Annotated in this window: 20 protein-coding genes; 14 read left to right on the top strand and 6 right to left on the bottom strand. The window is 64.3% G+C overall.

Annotation, left to right across the window (positions count from 1 at the left end; translation table 11 throughout):
* Positions 1-8: 8 nt before the first annotated feature.
* A complete protein-coding gene (locus GA0061099_RS32660; RefSeq protein WP_036027857.1) occupies positions 9-887 on the top strand; it encodes a sulfurtransferase in 879 nt (292 codons plus the stop codon).
* A 117-nt stretch (positions 888-1004) separates the two neighbouring features.
* Here the strand turns inward: GA0061099_RS32660 and GA0061099_RS32655 are convergent, their stop codons facing one another.
* Positions 1005-2951 (bottom strand): sigma 54-interacting transcriptional regulator, encoded by a 1947-nt coding sequence (locus tag GA0061099_RS32655; RefSeq protein WP_036027855.1) that lies wholly within the window; start codon positions 2949-2951, stop codon positions 1005-1007.
* 160 nt (positions 2952-3111) lie between these two features.
* Here GA0061099_RS32655 and GA0061099_RS32650 point away from each other — a divergent pair, with 160 nt between their 5' ends.
* The 4 genes from GA0061099_RS32650 (at position 3112) to cynS (ending at position 6916) form a co-directional block, all read left to right on the top strand.
* Entirely contained in the window at positions 3112-4491 is a 1380-nt protein-coding gene (locus GA0061099_RS32650) for a CmpA/NrtA family ABC transporter substrate-binding protein (protein ID WP_036027854.1), read from the top strand.
* Between the two features lie 154 nt (positions 4492-4645).
* Positions 4646-5485, top strand: coding sequence for a nitrate ABC transporter permease (gene ntrB / locus GA0061099_RS32645; RefSeq protein WP_036027853.1), 840 nt, complete (start codon positions 4646-4648; stop codon positions 5483-5485).
* Between the two features lie 5 nt (positions 5486-5490).
* On the top strand, positions 5491-6414 hold the full coding sequence (locus GA0061099_RS32640) for an ABC transporter ATP-binding protein (protein WP_036027852.1): 924 nt from the start codon (positions 5491-5493) through the stop codon (positions 6412-6414).
* Positions 6415-6427: 13 nt separating this feature from the next.
* Positions 6428-6916, top strand: a complete 489-nt coding sequence (gene cynS, locus GA0061099_RS32635) for a cyanase (RefSeq protein ID WP_025037304.1) — start codon at positions 6428-6430, stop codon at positions 6914-6916.
* Here cynS and GA0061099_RS32630 read toward each other — a convergent pair.
* Positions 6903-7730, bottom strand: coding sequence for an isocitrate lyase/PEP mutase family protein (locus tag GA0061099_RS32630; protein ID WP_036027851.1), 828 nt, complete (start codon positions 7728-7730; stop codon positions 6903-6905). The two genes, cynS and GA0061099_RS32630, sit on opposite strands and share 14 nt — an antisense overlap.
* On the opposite strand from GA0061099_RS32630, the gene GA0061099_RS32625 reads away from it, so the two are divergent.
* Complete coding sequence (locus GA0061099_RS32625) at positions 7711-8808, top strand: LysR family transcriptional regulator (protein WP_244429364.1); 1098 nt, start codon at positions 7711-7713, stop codon at positions 8806-8808. The genes GA0061099_RS32630 and GA0061099_RS32625 overlap by 20 nt on opposite strands.
* A 5-nt stretch (positions 8809-8813) precedes the next feature.
* Here GA0061099_RS32625 and GA0061099_RS32620 read toward each other — a convergent pair whose 3' ends face one another.
* Positions 8814-9137 carry a DUF1476 domain-containing protein gene (locus tag GA0061099_RS32620; protein WP_036027850.1) on the bottom strand — a complete coding sequence of 108 codons (324 nt, stop codon included), beginning with the start codon at positions 9135-9137 and terminating at the stop codon, positions 8814-8816.
* 320 nt (positions 9138-9457) lie between these two features.
* On the opposite strand from GA0061099_RS32620, the gene purC reads away from it, so the two are divergent.
* From purC to GA0061099_RS32605, 3 genes are read left to right on the top strand one after another with little or no spacing between them, the layout of a single operon-like run.
* Complete coding sequence (gene purC / locus GA0061099_RS32615; protein WP_172782948.1) at positions 9458-10225, top strand: phosphoribosylaminoimidazolesuccinocarboxamide synthase; 768 nt, start codon at positions 9458-9460, stop codon at positions 10223-10225.
* 15 nt (positions 10226-10240) lie between these two features.
* The gene (gene purS / locus GA0061099_RS32610) at positions 10241-10483 is read left to right on the top strand and encodes a phosphoribosylformylglycinamidine synthase subunit PurS (RefSeq protein ID WP_036027849.1); all 243 of its coding nucleotides are present in this window, start codon (positions 10241-10243) and stop codon (positions 10481-10483) included.
* A gap of 5 nt (positions 10484-10488) precedes the next feature.
* Entirely contained in the window at positions 10489-10674 is a 186-nt protein-coding gene (locus GA0061099_RS32605) for a hypothetical protein (RefSeq protein ID WP_036027848.1), read from the top strand.
* Between the two features lie 19 nt (positions 10675-10693).
* Here GA0061099_RS32605 and GA0061099_RS32600 read toward each other — a convergent pair whose 3' ends face one another.
* Positions 10694-11710 (bottom strand): magnesium and cobalt transport protein CorA, encoded by a 1017-nt coding sequence (locus GA0061099_RS32600; protein WP_036027847.1) that lies wholly within the window; start codon positions 11708-11710, stop codon positions 10694-10696.
* A 167-nt stretch (positions 11711-11877) separates the two neighbouring features.
* Between GA0061099_RS32600 and purQ the strand changes: the two genes are divergently transcribed.
* Positions 11878-12579: a phosphoribosylformylglycinamidine synthase subunit PurQ gene (gene purQ / locus GA0061099_RS32595; protein WP_036027846.1), complete on the top strand. Its 702-nt coding sequence runs from the start codon at positions 11878-11880 to the stop codon at positions 12577-12579.
* On the top strand, positions 12576-13565 hold the full coding sequence (locus GA0061099_RS32590) for a tripartite tricarboxylate transporter substrate binding protein BugD (RefSeq protein ID WP_036027845.1): 990 nt from the start codon (positions 12576-12578) through the stop codon (positions 13563-13565). Before purQ ends, GA0061099_RS32590 begins: the two co-directional genes overlap by 4 nt.
* Positions 13566-13612: 47 nt before the next feature.
* Here the strand turns inward: GA0061099_RS32590 and GA0061099_RS32585 are convergent, their stop codons facing one another.
* The gene (locus GA0061099_RS32585; RefSeq protein WP_074448244.1) at positions 13613-14011 is read right to left on the bottom strand and encodes a RidA family protein; all 399 of its coding nucleotides are present in this window, start codon (positions 14009-14011) and stop codon (positions 13613-13615) included.
* A gap of 131 nt (positions 14012-14142) precedes the next feature.
* Here GA0061099_RS32585 and GA0061099_RS32580 point away from each other — a divergent pair, with 131 nt between their 5' ends.
* The 3 genes from GA0061099_RS32580 (at position 14143) to GA0061099_RS32570 (ending at position 16195) form a co-directional block, all read left to right on the top strand.
* Positions 14143-14748: a TetR/AcrR family transcriptional regulator gene (locus GA0061099_RS32580; RefSeq protein ID WP_036027838.1), complete on the top strand. Its 606-nt coding sequence runs from the start codon at positions 14143-14145 to the stop codon at positions 14746-14748.
* A gap of 145 nt (positions 14749-14893) precedes the next feature.
* Entirely contained in the window at positions 14894-15631 is a 738-nt protein-coding gene (locus tag GA0061099_RS32575) for a tetratricopeptide repeat protein (protein WP_036027837.1), read from the top strand.
* Positions 15632-15769: 138 nt separating this feature from the next.
* Positions 15770-16195 (top strand): GFA family protein, encoded by a 426-nt coding sequence (locus GA0061099_RS32570; RefSeq protein WP_036012975.1) that lies wholly within the window; start codon positions 15770-15772, stop codon positions 16193-16195.
* Between the two features lie 13 nt (positions 16196-16208).
* Here GA0061099_RS32570 and GA0061099_RS32565 read toward each other — a convergent pair whose 3' ends face one another.
* Positions 16209-17174: a DMT family transporter gene (locus tag GA0061099_RS32565; RefSeq protein WP_036027843.1), complete on the bottom strand. Its 966-nt coding sequence runs from the start codon at positions 17172-17174 to the stop codon at positions 16209-16211.
* Positions 17175-17233 lie beyond the last annotated feature (59 nt).

Genomic DNA, 17233 nt, shown 5'->3' with positions numbered 1-17233 from the left:
AGGCTGCCATGACTGACGTTCTGATCACTGCCGTCGAACTCGCCGATCTCTTGAAGACCGAGCCGTGTGTCGTCATCGACACCCGCAATCCCGACGCCTACGCCGCCGGCCATCTGCCGGGCGCCGTCAACGTGCATGAGATCTTCACGTTCCTCGCGACCTCCACGCCCGAGGGCATGGCCGAGCTCAAGACCAAGTTCGCCGATGCGTTCGGCAGCGCCGGTCTTTCCGGCAAGGAGACGGCGGTGATCTACGAACAGTCGATGAACTCCGGCTTCGGCCAGTCCTGCCGCGGCTATTACCTGCTCACCATGCTCGGCTATCCCAAGGTGAAGGTGCTGCATGGCGGCTTCGACGCCTGGTCGGCCGCGGGCTTCCCGGTGACCAAGGATGTGCCCGCGCCTGAGAAGGCCTCGTTCTCGATCGTGCCTGAAGCGGGCGAGATCCTGATCGACGCCAAGACCATGCTCGCCGCCGTCGGCAAGCCGGGCATCGCGATCCTCGACGTCCGCGACGTCGACGAGTGGATCGGCGACAGCTCGTCCCCGTACGGCAAGGATTTCTGCCCGCGCAAGGGCCGCATTCCCGGCGCCGTATGGCTGGAATGGTATCGGATGATGAAGCCGACCGCCGAAGGCCCGCGCTTCAAATCGAAGGATGAGATTCTGGCCGAATGCGCCACCGTCGGCATCTCGCAGACCACGCCGGTCTACCTCTACTGCTTCAAGGGCGCGCGCGCTTCAAACACGTTCCTGGCGCTGAAGAACGCCGGCGTGAAGGACGTGCGGATGTATTTCGGCTCGTGGAACGAATGGTCGCGCGATCCGTCGCTGCCGATCGAGCAGGGCCTGCCGATCGCATCGGACGTCACCACCAAGGCAGCCTGAGCGCGCGCCTCGTCCTTCGAGACGACCGCTTCGCGGTCTCCTCAGGATGAGGCTAAGCGGCACCGGTGTCTGTTGATACTGTGGCCGCGCACTCCGACCTCATCCTGAGGAGCCCGCCTAAAGCGGGCGTCTCGAAGGATGGGCCCCTTGCGGACGATGTGCGATTCCCAGCGCCTTGATCCGTGAGGCCAGCGTGGTCGGCTTGATGTCGAGGATCTCGGCGGCGCCGCCGGGGCCGAAAACTTTTCCGGCACAGGCCTCGAGCGCGGCGAGAATGTTGGCGCGCTCGTGGTCGCGCATTTCCGACGACGTCATGATTGCGGGGCGCGCGTCGGGCCTATGGCGGGTGGCGCCGCTAGGCGCTTGTGCGCCTGAAGTATCGGGCAGATCGATGCGCAGGCGGCCGTTCTGCGCCAGGATCGCAGCGCGCTCGATCACGTTCTGCAGTTCGCGGACATTGCCGGGCCAGTCGTAGCGGGTCAGCCGCCGCGCATCGCCCTCCGACAGACGGAGGTTCGATTTCAGCGCCTTGCTCTCGCGCGTCAGGAAATGCTGGGCCAGCAGGGGAATGTCCTCGCGGCGTTCGCGCAAGGGGACGGTCTCAATCGGAAACACGTTGAGACGGAAGTAGAGATCCTCGCGAAAGCGGCCGCGCTGGACCTCCTGCTTGAGATCGCGATTGGTCGCGGCGATGACGCGAACGTCGACCGCGCGGGTGCGCGCCTCGCCGACACGCTCGAAATGGCCTTCCTGCAGCACGCGCAGCAGCTTGCCTTGCAGCTCGAGCGGGATCTCGCCGACCTCGTCCAGGAACAGCGTGCCGCCGTCGGCGAGCTCGAAGCGGCCGATGCGGTCGCGCGTTGCGCCGGTGAAGGCGCCGCGGACATGGCCGAAGAACTCGCTCTCGAACAATTCGCGCGGGATCGCGGCGCAGTTGACGCGGATCAGCGGCCGGTCGCTGCGGGTGGAATCCTCGTGGATGGCGCGCGCGATCAGCTCCTTGCCGGTGCCGGATTCGCCGGTGATCATCACCGCCGCGGTGGTCGGCGCCACCAGCTTGACCTGGCGCAGCGTCTTCTGGATCGCCTCGCTGCCCCCGATGATGCCGCGCGGGTTGGTCTCGATGCGGATTTCCTCCTGGAGATAGGCGTTCTCCAGCTCGAGCCGCTCGCGCAAGCGGTCGACCTCGGCAAGGGCCGCGTGCAGCTTCTCGGCGGCCTCGCGGCGCTGGCTGACATCGCGAAACACCACGACGGCGCCGACCACGACGCCGCGGTCGCGGATCGGTGTCGAGGTGTACTCGACCCAGGCCGGCGAGCCGTCCTTGCGCCAAAACACCTCGCCGTCGACCTGGTGCACGGCGCCGTCGCGGAACGCCGCATAGATCGGGCAGTCGTGGTTGTGATAGTGCCGGCCGTCGTGATGGGTGTGGTGGACGATCGGGTGGATCTCCTTGCCGACCAGCTCCTCGGCGGTCCAGCCCAGCATGCGCTCGGCCGCGGGATTGACGAAGGTGGTCTTGCCTTCGGCGTTGACGCCATAGATGCCTTCGCCGGCGGCGCGCAGGATCAGCTGGTTCTCGCGCTCGATGTCCTGGAACACGCGCTCGACCCGCTGCCAAGTCGAGATGCCGCCGCGCATGTGGTCTTCGGCGGCTGCATCGACATTGCGCCGGCGGCGGGCTTCGAGATCGGTCAGCGTCAGCAGCAGCAGCGTGCGGCCGTCATGCGGCAGCAGGCAGCCGGCATATTCGAGCTTGAGATCTTGCCCGGTCGCATGGCGTGGATTGAGCGCCGTGGTCCAGTAGGCGCCCTTGTGCAGCACGGCCTGGGTGAAGACGGTGAGGGCGGCAAGCTCGCCGGCATGGAGCGTGCTGGCCCTGGTCTGCCGCAGCAAAGCGCGGTCGTAACCGAGCAGGGCGCAGGCGGCGGGATTGGCATCGACGATCTGGTCGCCGTAGGGATCGACCAGCAGCATCGCCTCGACCGAGGATTCGAAGGCCGCGATGCGCGGGTCGATGACGGGGGCCACCTCGTCGTGGACGGGCATTGGCGTCGTTGCCATTGCGAAATCTCGTAATTGAACTACGAAATCTCGTTTATCACGAGTTTTCGTAGCGGCCAAGCGCGGGTGAAAATGCTGCGTCATCAAGGCAATGCCTGCCTATTCGTCGGTGGCATGCTCCTTGCGTAATTCCTTCTCGCATTGACGCGCAGGAGGGCCGATGTCCACGTTCGACAATCCGTTTGATCCCAATCGCAAGCTTCGAGCCGGCTGTGTTTGCGGCCAGCATGGTTCCGACGCAGAGCATGAGCAGGCCACGGCGCTGTATTGCGAGCCGGTCGCAAGCGAAGAGAAGCGCTACGAGGGCGTCGTCGCCTCCGCATTGATGCGCGCGATGTTTCCGCAGGACGTGGCGCGGCGCGCCTTCCTGAAGTCGGTCGGAGCATCGACCGCGCTCGCGGCGCTCTCGCAATTCTTCCCGATCAAGACGGCGACCGAGGTGTTCGCGCAAGCCGGCGCGCCCGAGAAGAAGGACCTCAAGGTCGGTTTCATCCCGATCACCTGCGCCACGCCGATCATCATGGCAGCGCCAATGGGCTTCTATGCCAAGCACGGCCTCAACGTCGAAGTGGTGAAGACCGCCGGCTGGGCCGTGATCCGCGACAAGACCATCAACAAGGAATACGACGCCGCGCACATGCTGGCACCGATGCCGATCGCGATCTCGCTCGGGCTCGGCGCCAACGCCATTCCGTTCACCGTCCCGGCCATCGAGAACATCAACGGGCAGGGCATCGTGCTGGCGAGCAAGCACAAGGACAAGCGCGATCCGAAGGACTGGAAGGGGCTGAAATTCGCCATCCCCTTCGACTATTCCATGCACAATTATCTCTTGCGCTATTACCTCGCCGAGCACGGTCTCGATCCCGATACCGACGTGCAGCTGCGCTCGGTGCCGCCGCCGGAGATGGTCGCGAATTTGCGCGCCGACAATATCGACGGCTTCCTTGCGCCCGACAATATCTGCCAGCGCGCGATCTATGACGGCGTCGGCTTCATGCATCTGCTCTCCAAGGAGATCTGGGATGGCCATCCCTGCTGCAGCTTTGCCGCCAGCCGCGAGTTCATCACGTCAGCGCCGAACAGCTTCGCGGCGCTGACGCGGGCGATCGTCGATGCCACCGCCTTCGCCTCGAAGGCCGAGAACCGCAAGCAGATCGCCGAGGCCATCGCGCCTGCGAACTACATCAACGCGCCTGTCACCGTGCTGGAGCAGGTCCTGACCGGCACCTATGCCGACGGCCTCGGCGGGGTGAAGACCGATCCCAAGCGCGTCGATTTCGATCCATTCCCCTGGCAGTCCTTTGCGGTTTGGATGCTGACGCAGATGAAGCGCTGGGGCCAGATCAAGGGCGACGTCGACTACAAGGCGGTGGCCGAGCAGGTGTATCTGGCAACCGATACCAAGAAGCTGATGACCGAGATGGGCCTCACGCCGCCGGCGAGTGCCTACAAGTCGTTCGCGGTGATGGGCAAGAATTTCGATCCGGCCAAGCCCGAGGACTATCTGGCGAGCTTCAAGATCAGGAAGGCGTCGTGATGGCCCGCGCTCTATCTTCACCTCGCCCAGCTTGCGGGGAGAGGTCGGGGGTACAGGTCCCTCGACAATCTCACGTGTCGAGGGAGGCCCCTCACCCCGACCCTCTCAGCGCGAGCGAAGCTCGTCGCGCCCCCGTAAGAACGGGGAGAGGGAGATGACCGCCTCCCTCCGCCTCCGCGCTGGCCTCGTCTCTCTCGTGCTGCTCGCCGCCTTCCTCGGCATCTGGCATCTCGCCACACGCTCGACCGGCACGACGGCGACGATGAGCCCGGAATACGCCAAGCTGATGGGGCTCACGGCGACGCAGGGCAAATCGGCGATGCCCGGGCCGCTCGATGTCGGCGCAAAGCTCTGGGAGCATCTGAAGCGGCCGTTCTACGACAACGGGCCGAACGACAAGGGGCTCGGCATCCAGCTCGGCTATTCCATTGCGCGCGTCGGCACCGGCTATCTGCTGGCCGTGCTGGTGGCGATCCCGCTCGGCTTCCTGATCGGCATGTCGCCGCTGCTGAGCAAGGCGCTCGATCCGTTCATCCAGGTCTTGAAGCCGATCTCGCCGCTCGCCTGGATGCCGCTCGCGCTCTACACCATCAAGGATTCCTCGGTCTCCGCGATCTTCGTCATCTTCATCTGCTCGATTTGGCCGATGCTGCTCAACACGGTGTTCGGCGTCGCGAGCGTGCGCAAGGAATGGATCAACGTCGCGCGGACGCTCGAGGTCGGCACCGTCAGGCGGGCCTTCACCGTGATCCTGCCGGCAGCGGCCCCGACCATCCTGACGGGCATGCGCATCTCGATCGGCATCGCTTGGCTCGTGATCGTCGCCGCCGAGATGCTCGTCGGCGGCACCGGCATCGGCTACTTCGTCTGGAACGAGTGGAATAATTTGTCGATCACCAACGTCATCATCGCGATCCTCCTGATCGGGATCGTCGGAATGCTGCTCGACCAGATCCTGGCGCGCTTCACGCGCATGGTCACGTTTCCGGAGTAGAGGCGATGACCGACAAGTTCATCTCGATCGAAGGCATCGCCAAGCGCTATCCAGGTGCGGGCGGCGCGACGACCACCATCTTCGAGAACCTCTGGCTCTCGATGGCGCGCGGCGAGTTCGCTTGCGTGATCGGCCATTCCGGCTGCGGCAAGACCACGGTGCTCAACATCCTCGCCGGGCTCGATGCGCCGAGCGAGGGCGCGGTCATCGTCGACGGTCAGGCGATCTCGGGCACCAGCCTCGACCGCGCCGTGATCTTCCAGAGCCATGCGCTGCTGCCCTGGCGCACGGTGCTCGGCAACGTCGCCTATGCCGTCAGCTCGAAATGGCGCAGCTGGGACCGCGCCAAGGTCAAGGCGCATGCGCAGAAGTTCATCGATCTGGTCGGCCTCTCCGGCGCCGAGCACAAGCGTCCCTCGGAGCTGTCGGGCGGCATGAAGCAGCGCGTTGGCATCGCACGGGCGCTGTCGATCATGCCGAAGATGATGCTGATGGACGAGCCGTTCTCGGCGCTGGACGCGCTGACGCGCGGCACGCTGCAGGACGAGGTGCGGCGGATTTGCCTGGAGACCGGGCAGACCGCGTTCATGATCACCCACGACGTCGACGAGGCGATCTATCTCGCCGACAAGATCTTCCTGATGACCAACGGTCCCGGCGCGGTGCTGGCGGAGGTGGTCGAGAACCCGCTGCCGCGGGACCGCGGCCGCACCGACCTGCACCGCCATCCGCTGTACTACGCGCTGCGCAACCACATCATCGATTTCCTGGTGACGCGCAGCAAGACTTTTACCACTGAAAAGCCGGATCACGATCCGCGCAATGTGCCGACGGTGCAGATCGGCAAGCCCGGGCTCTCGATCGCATCAAGCGGCGAAGAGCCGCGACAGACCTGGATGCCGGGGACAAACCCCGGATTGAGCGCCTAGCAAGGAGACCCTAATGAAACGCGAAGACCTCACCGAAAAACTGCTCGACATCAAGCGCGAGAAGGGCTGGAGCTGGAAGCACATCTGCGAAAAGATCGGCGGCTATTCCGAGGTGCTGATCGTCGGTGCGATCATGGGCCAGATGAAGCTGACGAAGCCGCAGGCTGCCAATGCCGGCGAGCTGTTCGGCCTGTCGAAGGCGGAAGTTGCCATGCTCAACGAGGTGCCGATGCGCGGCACCGGCACGCCGATGCCGCCGACCGACCCGCTGATCTACCGCTTCTACGAGATGGTGATGGTGAACGGTCCGGCCTGGAAGGCGCTGATCGAGGAGGAGTTCGGCGACGGCATCATGTCGGCGATCGACTTCGACATGGGCATCGAACGCGTCGCCAACCCCAAGGGCGACCGCGTCAAGATCACCATGAGCGGCAAGTTCCTGCCGTATAAATATTACGGCGCCAGCGGCAACGTGCCGGAGTACGGCTTCAAGGAGGAGTGACCGCGGCGAAGGCGGCGCGCAGCTCGCCGACCGGCGCCATCTCGCGGATGTAGGTGAAGGACCCCTTGTCCTTCATCTCGCGCGCGCAGTTCAGGAACGCTGCGAGCGCGTAGCGCGACATGGCTCCGCCGACGCTGATGCGCTTGACGCCAGCGGCGGACAATTGCTCGACGGTTAGCGTCGGGTCGGCAAAGCCCATCACGTGGTTGAAGGGCTTGCCCAGCGAGGACACCACCGTCCTGATCGTGGCGAGATCGTACAGGCCCGGCGCATAGAGGACGTCGGCGCCAGCGGCCTCGAAGGCCTGCAGACGGCGGATCGTATCGTCGATGTCCTTGCGGCCGTGCAGGAAGTTCTCGGCCCGCGCCGTCAGCGTGAACGGAATGGGCAGCGCGCGTGCCACCTCCACCGCGGCCTGGACGCGCTCGACGGCGTGGGAGAAGTCGTAGATCGGGCGATCGCGATCGCCGCTGAAATCCTCGATCGAGCCGCCCACCGCGCCAGTGTCTGCGGCACGCCGAATAGCTTCGGCGGCGCGTCTCGGCTCATGTGCGCCACAATTCTCGAGATCGACGCTGACGGGCAGGTCGGTGGCTTCGACGATCGTGCGTGCGTTGGCGAGGATGACGTCGAGGCTGACGCCGCTGCTGCCGAGCATGTTGGCGACCCCGAGGCTCGTAGTGGCCAGGGCTTCGAAGCCCATCGCCGCGAGCAGCTTCGCGGTGCCGGCATCCCATGGATTGGGAATGATGAAGGCACCGGGCCGCTCGTGCAACGCGCGAAACGCTCTCGCCTTGTCCAACTGGCTCGTCATGGCTCGTCTCCATTGTCTATCCCAACGAGCTTTAGGCGCACTTTCGTCATCCGCCAAATTTGTTATTCTGTCAGATATCATCAGCTTTTTGCATGAGGTCGCGATGGACAGTGACGCCCTCAACACCTTCCTGGCGGTTCATCGCAGAGGCGGGATTTCGCATGCCGCGAAATTCCTGCACCGCTCGCAGCCGGCGATTTCGCGCCGTATCGCTCTATTGGAGCAGGAGCTCGGCGTTCCCCTGTTCGAGCGGGTGGCAGGCCGCACCCGGCTGAGCGATGCCGGGCGCGTGCTGATCCCCTATGCCGAGCGCGCAGTGGCCGCGGCGCAGGATGCCGAACAGGCGATCCGCGCACTGACCAAGCAGAATGCAGGGCCGGTTTCGCTGGCCGTGACCGGGACGCTCGCTGACAGCCGCCTCTCGACCATCATGAAGCGGTTTACCAAGGAGCATCCCGCCGTCGTGCTGAGCTTGCGGACGGCGACCAGCGCGGAGGTCAGCGATCTCATCCGGCGCGGCGAGGCCACGATAGGCCTGCGCTACAACGCCGACGGCTCGGGCGATCTCGCCTGCGAGCAGATCCTGCGCGAATCGTTGCAAGTGGTCTGTGCGCCCGACCATCCTCGCGCCGGACAGCGGGTGAAACGCCTCGCCGAGCTTGGTGGCGAGCGCTGGATCGCATTCCCCGAGATTCGCGGGCGCCGCGAGATTGCCGCGGCTCACGTGTTCGCGCTGTTTCTGACGCGGGGACTTGGCGAGGTGGAATGGACGGCCGTGGACAGCCTCACTGCGCAGAAGCGGCTGGTGGAATCGGGCTTCGGTCTTGCACTGCTGGCAAAAAGCCATGTGGCGGAGGAGCTGCGTGCGGGCTCGATTGCGACGATCGCCGTGGGCGACCTTGATGCGCACCAGGATATCATCCTCGTCACGCGTCGTGACGGGTTTTTGAGCGCTGCCGCAGAGCGCCTGCTCGAAACCATCCGCCGCAACTATGCCGGGCCGAATGTCTCGACCACGCGGGAAGGCAGAAGAAGAACGCCGGCGCGCAAGGCTATTGCGCGCCAGCGGGTCGGTTGACTCGATTATTTCCCCGCCTTCACCTCGGCGGCGGCAACCGCGAGCAACTCGCTCATCTTGGCGCGAATCGCCTGCTCGGTGACGGTGACGTTCTTGGCGGCGAAATCGGCCGTCAGCTTGCGCACGACGTCGGCATCGCCGGCCTCCTCGAAATCGGCCGCGACGACCTCCTTGGCATAGGCGATGGCGGCATCACCCGTGATGCCGAGCTTCTCGGCTGCCCACAGGCCGAGCAGCCGGTTGCGGCGGGCCTCCGCCTTGAACTTCTGCTCCTCGTCGAGGGCGTACTTCTTCTCAAAGCCTTCCTGGCGTTTGTCGAACTCGCTCATGCCTGTTCCAAATCCTCGCTGAATGGAGCGGGAGCCTTCCGTTGCGGCGACCCGGCTGCATGCCTACATAGATAGCACGAATCGGCAAAACAACGGGCCGTTAAGCCGCAGGCAAGACGGTATAAGTTGGTGCCGGACGGCCGGATCGATTGTGCTCGGACAGCCAATCGGATAGGTTGCCTAAGGCTTGGTTCCCGTTCTGTTTCCAACGGGTTATAGATGGGTTCCTGGCCGTTCACGGCAGCTCCGCTGTGGGTCGTAATCCTAGTCAACCGGAGCACACCAAATTCATGGATTTCAACAAAACACGGTACATCCCCATGAGCCGTCGGCGTCGCATTTATGAAGGCAAGGCAAAGGTTCTTTACGAAGGCCCCGAGCCCGGTACCCTGATCCAGCACTTCAAGGACGACGCCACCGCGTTCAATGCGAAAAAGCATCAGGTGATCGAGGGCAAGGGCGTCCTCAACAACCGGATCTCGGAGTACCTGTTTCAGCACCTCAACGACATCGGGGTGCCGACCCATTTCATCCGCCGCCTCAACATGCGCGAGCAGTTGATTCGCGAGGTCGAGATCGTGCCGCTCGAGGTGGTGGTGCGGAACGTCGCCGCCGGCTCGCTGTCGCAGCGCCTCGGCATCGAGGAGGGCACGCAGCTGCCGCGCTCGATCATCGAGTTCTATTACAAGAACGACCAGCTCAACGACCCCATGGTGTCGGAAGAGCACATCACCGCCTTCGGCTGGGCGACGCCGCAGGAGATCGACGACATCATGGCGCTCGCCATCCGCGTCAACGACTTCCTCACCGGCCTCTTCCTCGGCATCGGCATCCGCCTCGTCGACTTCAAGATGGAGTGCGGGCGCCTGTTCGAGAACGAGATGATGCGCATCATCGTCGCCGACGAGATCTCGCCGGACAGCTGCCGGCTGTGGGACATCAAGTCGAACGAGAAGCTCGACAAGGATCGTTTCCGCAGGGATCTCGGTGGTCTGCTCGAGGCCTACACCGAAGTCGCAAAGCGTCTCGGCATCCTCATGGAGAACGAGCGGCCCCAGGGCACCGGCCCGGTGCTGGTGAAGAGCTGAGAGAGGACTATTGACGTGAAGGCACGTGTCACCGTTACCCTGAAGACCGGCATCCTCGATCCGCAGGGCAAGGCCATCGAAGGCGCGCTGAAGTCGCTCGGCGTCGACGGCGTCGCCAGCGTCCGCCAGGGCAAGGTGTTCGACATCGAGCTCGCCGGCGCGGACAAGTCCAAGGCGGAGGCGGCGCTGAAGGAGGCCGCCGACAAGCTCTTGGCGAACACCGTGATCGAGAATTATGCGATCGAGATGAAAGGCTGAGCGGAGTGGCGGATATCGGCAAAGAGCTGATTTTGGAGCTGCTGAAGCAGGTCGAGCAAACGCTCGGTGATGTCGAATACAAGATCGACGAAATCAGGTCTGAGCTGAGCGCCTGTCGAGAAGAGCAGCTTCTCATGCTGCACGACCTTCAGGTGGCGCAGAGCACGTGGTCTGGCAGACGAGGCATGTAACCAGTCTGAGCGTCTGGACTCACAGCCACCCGGCCCGCCGAAAACGCCAGTACAGCGAGCCGCATGCCGTCAGCATCACGCCCAGCAGCATGAAATAGCCGTACTCCCATTCCAGCTCAGGCATGTGCTTGAAGTTCATGCCGTAGATGCCGGCGAGCGCGGTCGGGACCGCGATGATGGCGAGCCAGGATGCGAGCTTCTTGGATACCGCCGTCTCCTGGGCCTGGCCGACCAAAAGGCTTGCCTCGAAGGCGAAGGCCAGCACCTCGCGCATGGAATCGATGCGCTCCTGGATGTTGCGGACGTGGTCGGTGACGTCGCGGAACAGCGGCTGCATGGCCTGCCGCACCATCGAGAGGTCGTCATGCTCCAGCCGGCGGCAGACCTCCACCAGCGGGCCGATCGCGGTCCTCAGCCGCAACAGGTCGCGGCGAAGCATGTAGAGCCGCTCGATCTGCGCCTTGCTGATCTGCTTGGAGAGCACGTCGTCCTCGATGCTCTCGATCTCGTCGTGGATGCTCTCCAGCACGGGCGAGTAATTGTCGACGATGAAATCGAGGATGGCATAGAGGATGTAGTCCTCGCCGCGCGCGAGCGCCCGCGGACAGCTCTCGCAGCGCTCGCGCACCGGCGTGTAGGAGGTCGAGGCGCCGTGGCGCACCGAGACCAGATAGCCTTCGCCGACGAAGATGTGGGTCTCGCCGAAGGCAATGCGCCCCTCGATCAATTGCGCGGTGCGCGCGACGATGAACAGGGCCTCGCCATATTGCTCGATCTTCGGCCGTTGATGGGCGTGGTTGGCGTCCTCGATCGCGAGGTCGTGCAGGTCGAACTGCTTCTGCACCGCGCCGAGCAGCGCCATGTCGGGCTCGTGCAGCCCGATCCACACGACATGGCCGGGCTTGGCTCGCCAGCTCGAGGCCTCGCTGATGGCGATATTGGCGACCCGGCGGCCGTCGACATAAGCGCCGGCGGCGACGACGCCCTCGGCGGATACTGCTTCGGCGAGAGATGCGGGCAGCGACGGGACGTTCATGGCTTCAATCCCGGGCAAATCGAGCGGCCAAAGGCGCGTGGCTATGGCCTGTGTACAAGGGCGCTCCGCAACGCTAGCACTGGTAAAATCTCCGTCAAATGGTTATGTCTGTTCACGAATTGGCCCGTTGGCCAGCCTCGATTCCCAGCCGCGTCGGAACCTCTGCCATGAAAGCCGCCATCCTCGTCTTTCCCGGAATCAACCGCGAGCGCGACATGGCGCGCGCGTTGAGGCTGATCTCCGGCAGCGAGCCCGCGATGGTCTGGCACGCCGAGACCGCGCTGCCTGCGGGCACCGATCTCGTCGTCGTGCCCGGCGGCTTCTCCTACGGCGATTACCTGCGCTGCGGCGCGATTGCGGCGCGTGCACCGGTGATGGATGCGGTGCGCGACTATGCGGCCAAGGGCGGCCTCGTGCTCGGCGTCTGCAACGGCTTTCAGATCCTGTGCGAGTCCGGTCTCTTGCCGGGCGTGCTGATGCGTAACGCGCGGCTGAAATTCATCTGCCGCGACGTGCATCTGCGCGTCGAGCGTTCCGACACGCCGTTCACCCGCGGCTACAATGCCGGCCAGGTGATCCGCGTGCCGGTCGCCCATGGCGAGGGCAATTACGAGGCGGACGAAGAGACCATCAAGCGGCTCGAAGGCGAGGGGCGGGTGCTCTATCGCTATTGCTCCGCTGCCGGCGAAGTCGACGATTTCAACAACATCAACGGCGCCGCGCATTCGATCGCCGGCATCGTCAACGACCGGGGCAACGTGCTCGGCATGATGCCGCATCCGGAAAACCACGTCGAAGACATCATGGGCTGCACCGATGGTCGCGGCTTGTTCGCCGGTCTCGCCCAGCATCTGGAAAAAGCCGCGTGATCTCGTTCGTGGTGAAGCGTGCGCTCGCCGCGATCGCGGCGCTAGCGTTCGCGACATTTTCGATCGCCACTTGCGCATCCGCGCAGGACTATCCCAAGCGTCCCATCACCATGATCGTGCCGTTCGCGGCCGGCGGCACCTCGGACGTGATCGCGCGGGCGGTGGCCGAGCAGATGGGCATCGCGCTCGGCCAGCCCATCGTGATCGAGAATGTTGCGGGGGCCGGCGGCTCGACCGCGCTGGCGCGGGCCTCCCGCGCCGAGCCGGATGGTTATACGATTGCGATCGGCAATGCCGGCACCAATGCCGCGACCTACACGATCTATCCAAAACTGCCGTTCACGCCTGATTCCTTCGTGCCGATCGCGATGGTGGCGAAGACGTTCGGCATCATCGCGCTGCGCAAGGACTTTCCAGCGAAGGACCTGAAAGAGTTCATCGCCTATGCCAAGGCGAATCCGGGCAAGATCAATTTCGGCCATGCCGGCGTCGGCTCCTCGAACTATCTGATCTGCAAAAGCTTCGTCACAGCAGCCGGGATCGACGCGACGCTGATCGGCTATCGCGGCGCCGCGCCGGCGCTGACCGACGCGGTCGGCGGCCAGATCGACGGCGTCTGCGACGCGGCCGCCTCGGTGTCGCAGTCGATCAACGACAAGCTGGTGAAGGGCCTCGTGGTCGGCTCGACCGTTCGGCTCTCAACGCTGCCGGATCTGCCGACCTCGGCAGAAGCGGGCCTGCCCGAGTTCGAGGCACAAGGCTGGAACGGCCTGTTCGCGCCCAAGGGCACGCCGCCGGCCGTGATCGCCAAGCTGAATGCCACGGCGCGCACGGCCGTCGAGACCGAAGCGGTGAAGAAGCGCTTCGCCGACCTGTCGACCGTCGCGCCCGATGCCGACGAGCACGCGCCCGACGTGCTGCAAAAGCTCGTGACGCGCGACGTCGAAAAGTACCGCAAGATGCTGGCGGACGACGCCAACAAGTAGCCCGGCCAAGTTGTCTGCTGGCGGCCGGCGTATGGCCGCCCGGAAGCTTACTGGAGCACGGGAATGCGGGCGATGACCTTGATCTCGAAGTCGAAGCCGGCAAGCCAGTTCACGCCGACGGCCGTCCAGTTCGGATAGGGAGGATCGCCGATCTCCTCGGCGCGAACGGCCATCACCGTCTCGATCTGGCTCGCCGGATCGGTGTGGAACGTGGTGACATCGACGACATCGTCCAGCGTGCATCCACCAGCGGCGAGCACGGCACGCAAATTGGCGAACGCGCGCCGGACCTGGTCCTCGAATACCGGTTCGGGCGAGCCGTCCTCGCGGCTGCCGACCTGCCCCGACACGAACAGCAGGTCACCGGAGCGGATCGCTGCGGAGTAGCGATGCACTTGATAGAGCGCGTGGCGGTTGGCGGGGAAGATTGCCTCTCGCTGGGGCATGGCAGGGCCTTTCGGTTAATGGGCGTGAGCGGATCGTGGGTGTTCCATGGCTGGCGCGTCACGGCAATTTCAGATACGTTTCGTATGTGAGATATCGCTCACATACGAGGCGTATGTCAAGGGGGCAGGGCATGGCAAAGGGGAAGCGCGCCGCGGCCATGGCGGAAAACCGGGCCAGGCTCATCCGCGCCGCACGCGCGGCATTTGCCACGCAGGGCTATGCAGACGCGTCGATGGACGAACTCACTGCGGCCGTCGGTCTGACGCGGGGCGCGCTGTATCACAACTTCGAAGACAAGAAGGGGCTGCTCTGGGCCGTCGTCGAGCAGATCGACGGTGAAATGGCGGAGCGGCTCCGCATCGTTCGGGAGCAAGCGCCCAACCCGTGGCTGGGCCTGCTCGCCGAGGGAAGCGCCTATATCGAAATGGCGCTCGAACCTGAGATCCAGCGCATCATGCTCCTGGATGGACCTGCCGTGCTCGGCGATCCCTCCAAATGGCCCGGCGAGAACGCCTGTCTCGATATCACCATGCGAACGATCCGTGCGCTGATCGAGCAGGGAATCGTGAAGCCGGTCGATGTCGAAGCGGCGGGGCGGTTGCTGAACGGGGCTGCGCTCAGCGCCGCCTTGTGGGTCGCGGCAGCCGACGATCCCAAGAATGTGCTGAGCAAGGCCGTCGACGCGTTTCGAGTGCTGGCGAGTGGATTGCTACGCGAGGCGCGTGAACCTGCATAGGTTTTGCGGCGACTGACTCCTCGTCACCATTAAGGCGCGCGTCCGGGTTCGCTGATTTCTTGCCGGTTGACGCAACTCAAAGTTGTTTCATCGGTTCGATTGCATTATCAGGAGGCCGGCTGTCGTTGTGCTTTCCGGATGTCACATGCCCGTTGCTTTGGTCGTTCTGCTGCTCGATATCACGCTGATCTATCACGCCTCGCGAACCGGACGGTTGCGGCCCTGGGCCTTCATCATCCTGCTGGTGCCGATGATGGGCGCGCTCGCCTATATCGCGGTCGAGCTCATTCCCGAATGGTTTTCCAGCCCCGGTGCCCGGCAGGCGCGCCAGCGTGTCGCCAATCGCCTCGATCCCGAGAAGCGCTATCGCGAGCTGTCCGACCAACTCGCCGGCACCGATACCATCGCCAACCGCGCCGCGCTGGCGGAAGAGTGCGCGAATATCGGCCGGTTCGGCGAAGCGGAAGCGCATTATGATCACATCCTGAAGCTGCCGATGGGCCACGATCCCTCCTACGCGCTGCGCAGGGCGCAGGCGCAATTTGCCGCCAGCCGCCCGGCCGATGCGCTGGCGACGCTGGACGATCTGCAGAAGCAATGGCCCGATTTCGATTCCGCCGACGCGCATCTGCTCTATGCCCGCGCGCTCGCCGAGGTCGGACGTGTCGACGAGGCGCTGGAGGAATATCACGCGCTCGCCGGCTACTTCCCCGGCGCCGAGGCGCGGGTGCGCTACGGCATGCTGCTGCAAACGGTCGGCCGCACCGCAGAGGCGCGCATGGTCTTCAACGAGCTCCTAATCCAGATGCGGCGCGCGCCGAAATATCTGCGCAAGGCGCAGGCCGAGTGGCTGTCGATCGCGGAGAAGCAGTTGTCGGCGTGAGGAGTCCGGCCCGCGTGAGTTGTTTTGATGCCTTGGGCGATTCCTTTTGATTGTTCGGCCCACATTTGAGAGAACGTTGTGCCCGCTGACGTCGCCGAGCGGCGTCGTCATTCGCAGCAACGCCAGGAAGCATGCAACATGGTGAGTGATACAAACGTCCGCGCTGGTCAGTGCCATTGCGGAGCGGTGCGTTTCCAGGCGACGCTGAGTGACGGTTTCAATTCGATCCGCCGCTGCACCTGCTCTTACTGCCGGATGCGCGGTGCGGTCGTCGTCATGGCGGAGATGGGCGGCATCAAGTTCCTGAAGGGCGAGGATGCGCTGACGAGCTACCGTTTCCATACCAGATCAGCGCAGCATTTCTTCTGTTCCCGCTGCGGAATCTACACGCATCATCAGCGTCGATCGGACCAGAATCTGTATGCTGTCAACGTGGCTTGCCTTGACGGGGTAAGTCCATTCGATTTTCCTGAGGTGCCCGTCATGGACGGTGTCAATCACACCAACGACACCGGCAAACCGACGCGCCGTGCAGGTACCCTCCGCTTTATTCCGGCGGATTGACCATCACTGTCGGCTACCGCCACTTCACCCGCTCAGCAGGCACCGTCATCGCGGCAACACCGGCCATCACCAGCAATAACCCCAGCGCGAGGTTCGACGGCACGCTCTCGCCGAGCAGCAGCACCGAGAGGCCGACGCCGATCGGGATGCGCAAATAGCCTTGGGCGTTGGTCGTCAGCGTGCCGAGCCGGCCGAGGCAGACATAGAACAACATCAGGCCCAATGCGCTGGAGACGATGCCCATGACGATGGTGGCGACGATCGCGGTCGGAGTCGGTTGCAGCGTCCAGGGCTGGTCGATGATCAGCGCGGGCGGCAGCAGCACGAGACCGCCGAACAGCAGAGAGCCGGTTGCCACCACCATCGGATCGTACTCGGAGAGACGGAGGCCGAAGATGGTCGCGCAGGCAAAGGAAATGGTGGCAAGCAGGATCGCGATCTCCGCTACGATCTCGCTGCCAAGGCCATGCAAAGCATCGAGCCCGACGATCGCGACGGTGCCGGCCAGTCCCAGGATCGCGCCCGCGAGCTTGAGCAGCGTCGCCGGCTCGTGCCGCGTGATCAGCGAGGTGATCAGGAAGGCGAAGATCGGCGTCGTCGAAGCCAGCACCACCGTGTTCGACGCCGGCACGTATTGCTGCGACCAGGTGATGACCAGAAACGGAAAGGTCGAGTTGATCAGCTGCTGGGTCGCAAACAGCTTCCACGCCTTCACGTCGGTCGGCAGCTTGACGCCGCGCATCCGCAGGATCGCGAACAGAAAGAGGAACGCGATCAGCGAGCGCGCCGAGATGAAGGTGATCGGCGGAATGGTGGGAAGCGCGAGCTTGGTCAGCGGATAGGTCGAGCTCCAGCAGCAGGCGAGCGCGAGCAGCAACGCATAGTCGCGCCAGTTTCGCACGCCGGTAGCGGCTGTGGACGGCAACGGCGTCGATGCGGACGCCGCCGTGCGACCCGCCTCCGATGTGCTCTGCGGCACCTTGTTCTTGCTCCCCGGCGCCAAAGCGCTTGGTGGGAAGTCTGGGCGAGGGCGCGCGA

It is taken from the genome of Bradyrhizobium yuanmingense, assembly GCF_900094575.1.
GTDB classification, from domain to species: Bacteria; Pseudomonadota; Alphaproteobacteria; order Rhizobiales; family Xanthobacteraceae; genus Bradyrhizobium; species Bradyrhizobium yuanmingense.
This window is presented reverse-complemented; position numbering and strand designations above follow the sequence as displayed.

What these genes read in the sequence shown, in the direction of transcription:
- GA0061099_RS32660 (WP_036027857.1), top strand. Translation starts at nt 9, where the DNA reads ATGACTGACGTTCTGATCACTGCCGTCGAACTCGCCGATCTCTTGAAG.
- GA0061099_RS32655 (WP_036027855.1), bottom strand. Translation starts at nt 2,951, where the DNA reads ATGGCAACGACGCCAATGCCCGTCCACGACGAGGTGGCCCCCGTCATC.
- GA0061099_RS32650 (WP_036027854.1), top strand. Translation starts at nt 3,112, where the DNA reads ATGTCCACGTTCGACAATCCGTTTGATCCCAATCGCAAGCTTCGAGCC.
- ntrB (WP_036027853.1), top strand. Translation starts at nt 4,646, where the DNA reads ATGACCGCCTCCCTCCGCCTCCGCGCTGGCCTCGTCTCTCTCGTGCTG.
- GA0061099_RS32640 (WP_036027852.1), top strand. Translation starts at nt 5,491, where the DNA reads ATGACCGACAAGTTCATCTCGATCGAAGGCATCGCCAAGCGCTATCCA.
- cynS (WP_025037304.1), top strand. Translation starts at nt 6,428, where the DNA reads ATGAAACGCGAAGACCTCACCGAAAAACTGCTCGACATCAAGCGCGAG.
- GA0061099_RS32630 (WP_036027851.1), bottom strand. Translation starts at nt 7,730, where the DNA reads ATGACGAGCCAGTTGGACAAGGCGAGAGCGTTTCGCGCGTTGCACGAG.
- GA0061099_RS32620 (WP_036027850.1), bottom strand. Translation starts at nt 9,137, where the DNA reads ATGAGCGAGTTCGACAAACGCCAGGAAGGCTTTGAGAAGAAGTACGCC.
- purC (WP_172782948.1), top strand. Translation starts at nt 9,458, where the DNA reads ATGAGCCGTCGGCGTCGCATTTATGAAGGCAAGGCAAAGGTTCTTTAC.
- GA0061099_RS32600 (WP_036027847.1), bottom strand. Translation starts at nt 11,710, where the DNA reads ATGAACGTCCCGTCGCTGCCCGCATCTCTCGCCGAAGCAGTATCCGCC.
- purQ (WP_036027846.1), top strand. Translation starts at nt 11,878, where the DNA reads ATGAAAGCCGCCATCCTCGTCTTTCCCGGAATCAACCGCGAGCGCGAC.
- GA0061099_RS32585 (WP_074448244.1), bottom strand. Translation starts at nt 14,011, where the DNA reads ATGCCCCAGCGAGAGGCAATCTTCCCCGCCAACCGCCACGCGCTCTAT.
- GA0061099_RS32580 (WP_036027838.1), top strand. Translation starts at nt 14,143, where the DNA reads ATGGCAAAGGGGAAGCGCGCCGCGGCCATGGCGGAAAACCGGGCCAGG.
- GA0061099_RS32575 (WP_036027837.1), top strand. Translation starts at nt 14,894, where the DNA reads ATGCCCGTTGCTTTGGTCGTTCTGCTGCTCGATATCACGCTGATCTAT.
- GA0061099_RS32570 (WP_036012975.1), top strand. Translation starts at nt 15,770, where the DNA reads ATGGTGAGTGATACAAACGTCCGCGCTGGTCAGTGCCATTGCGGAGCG.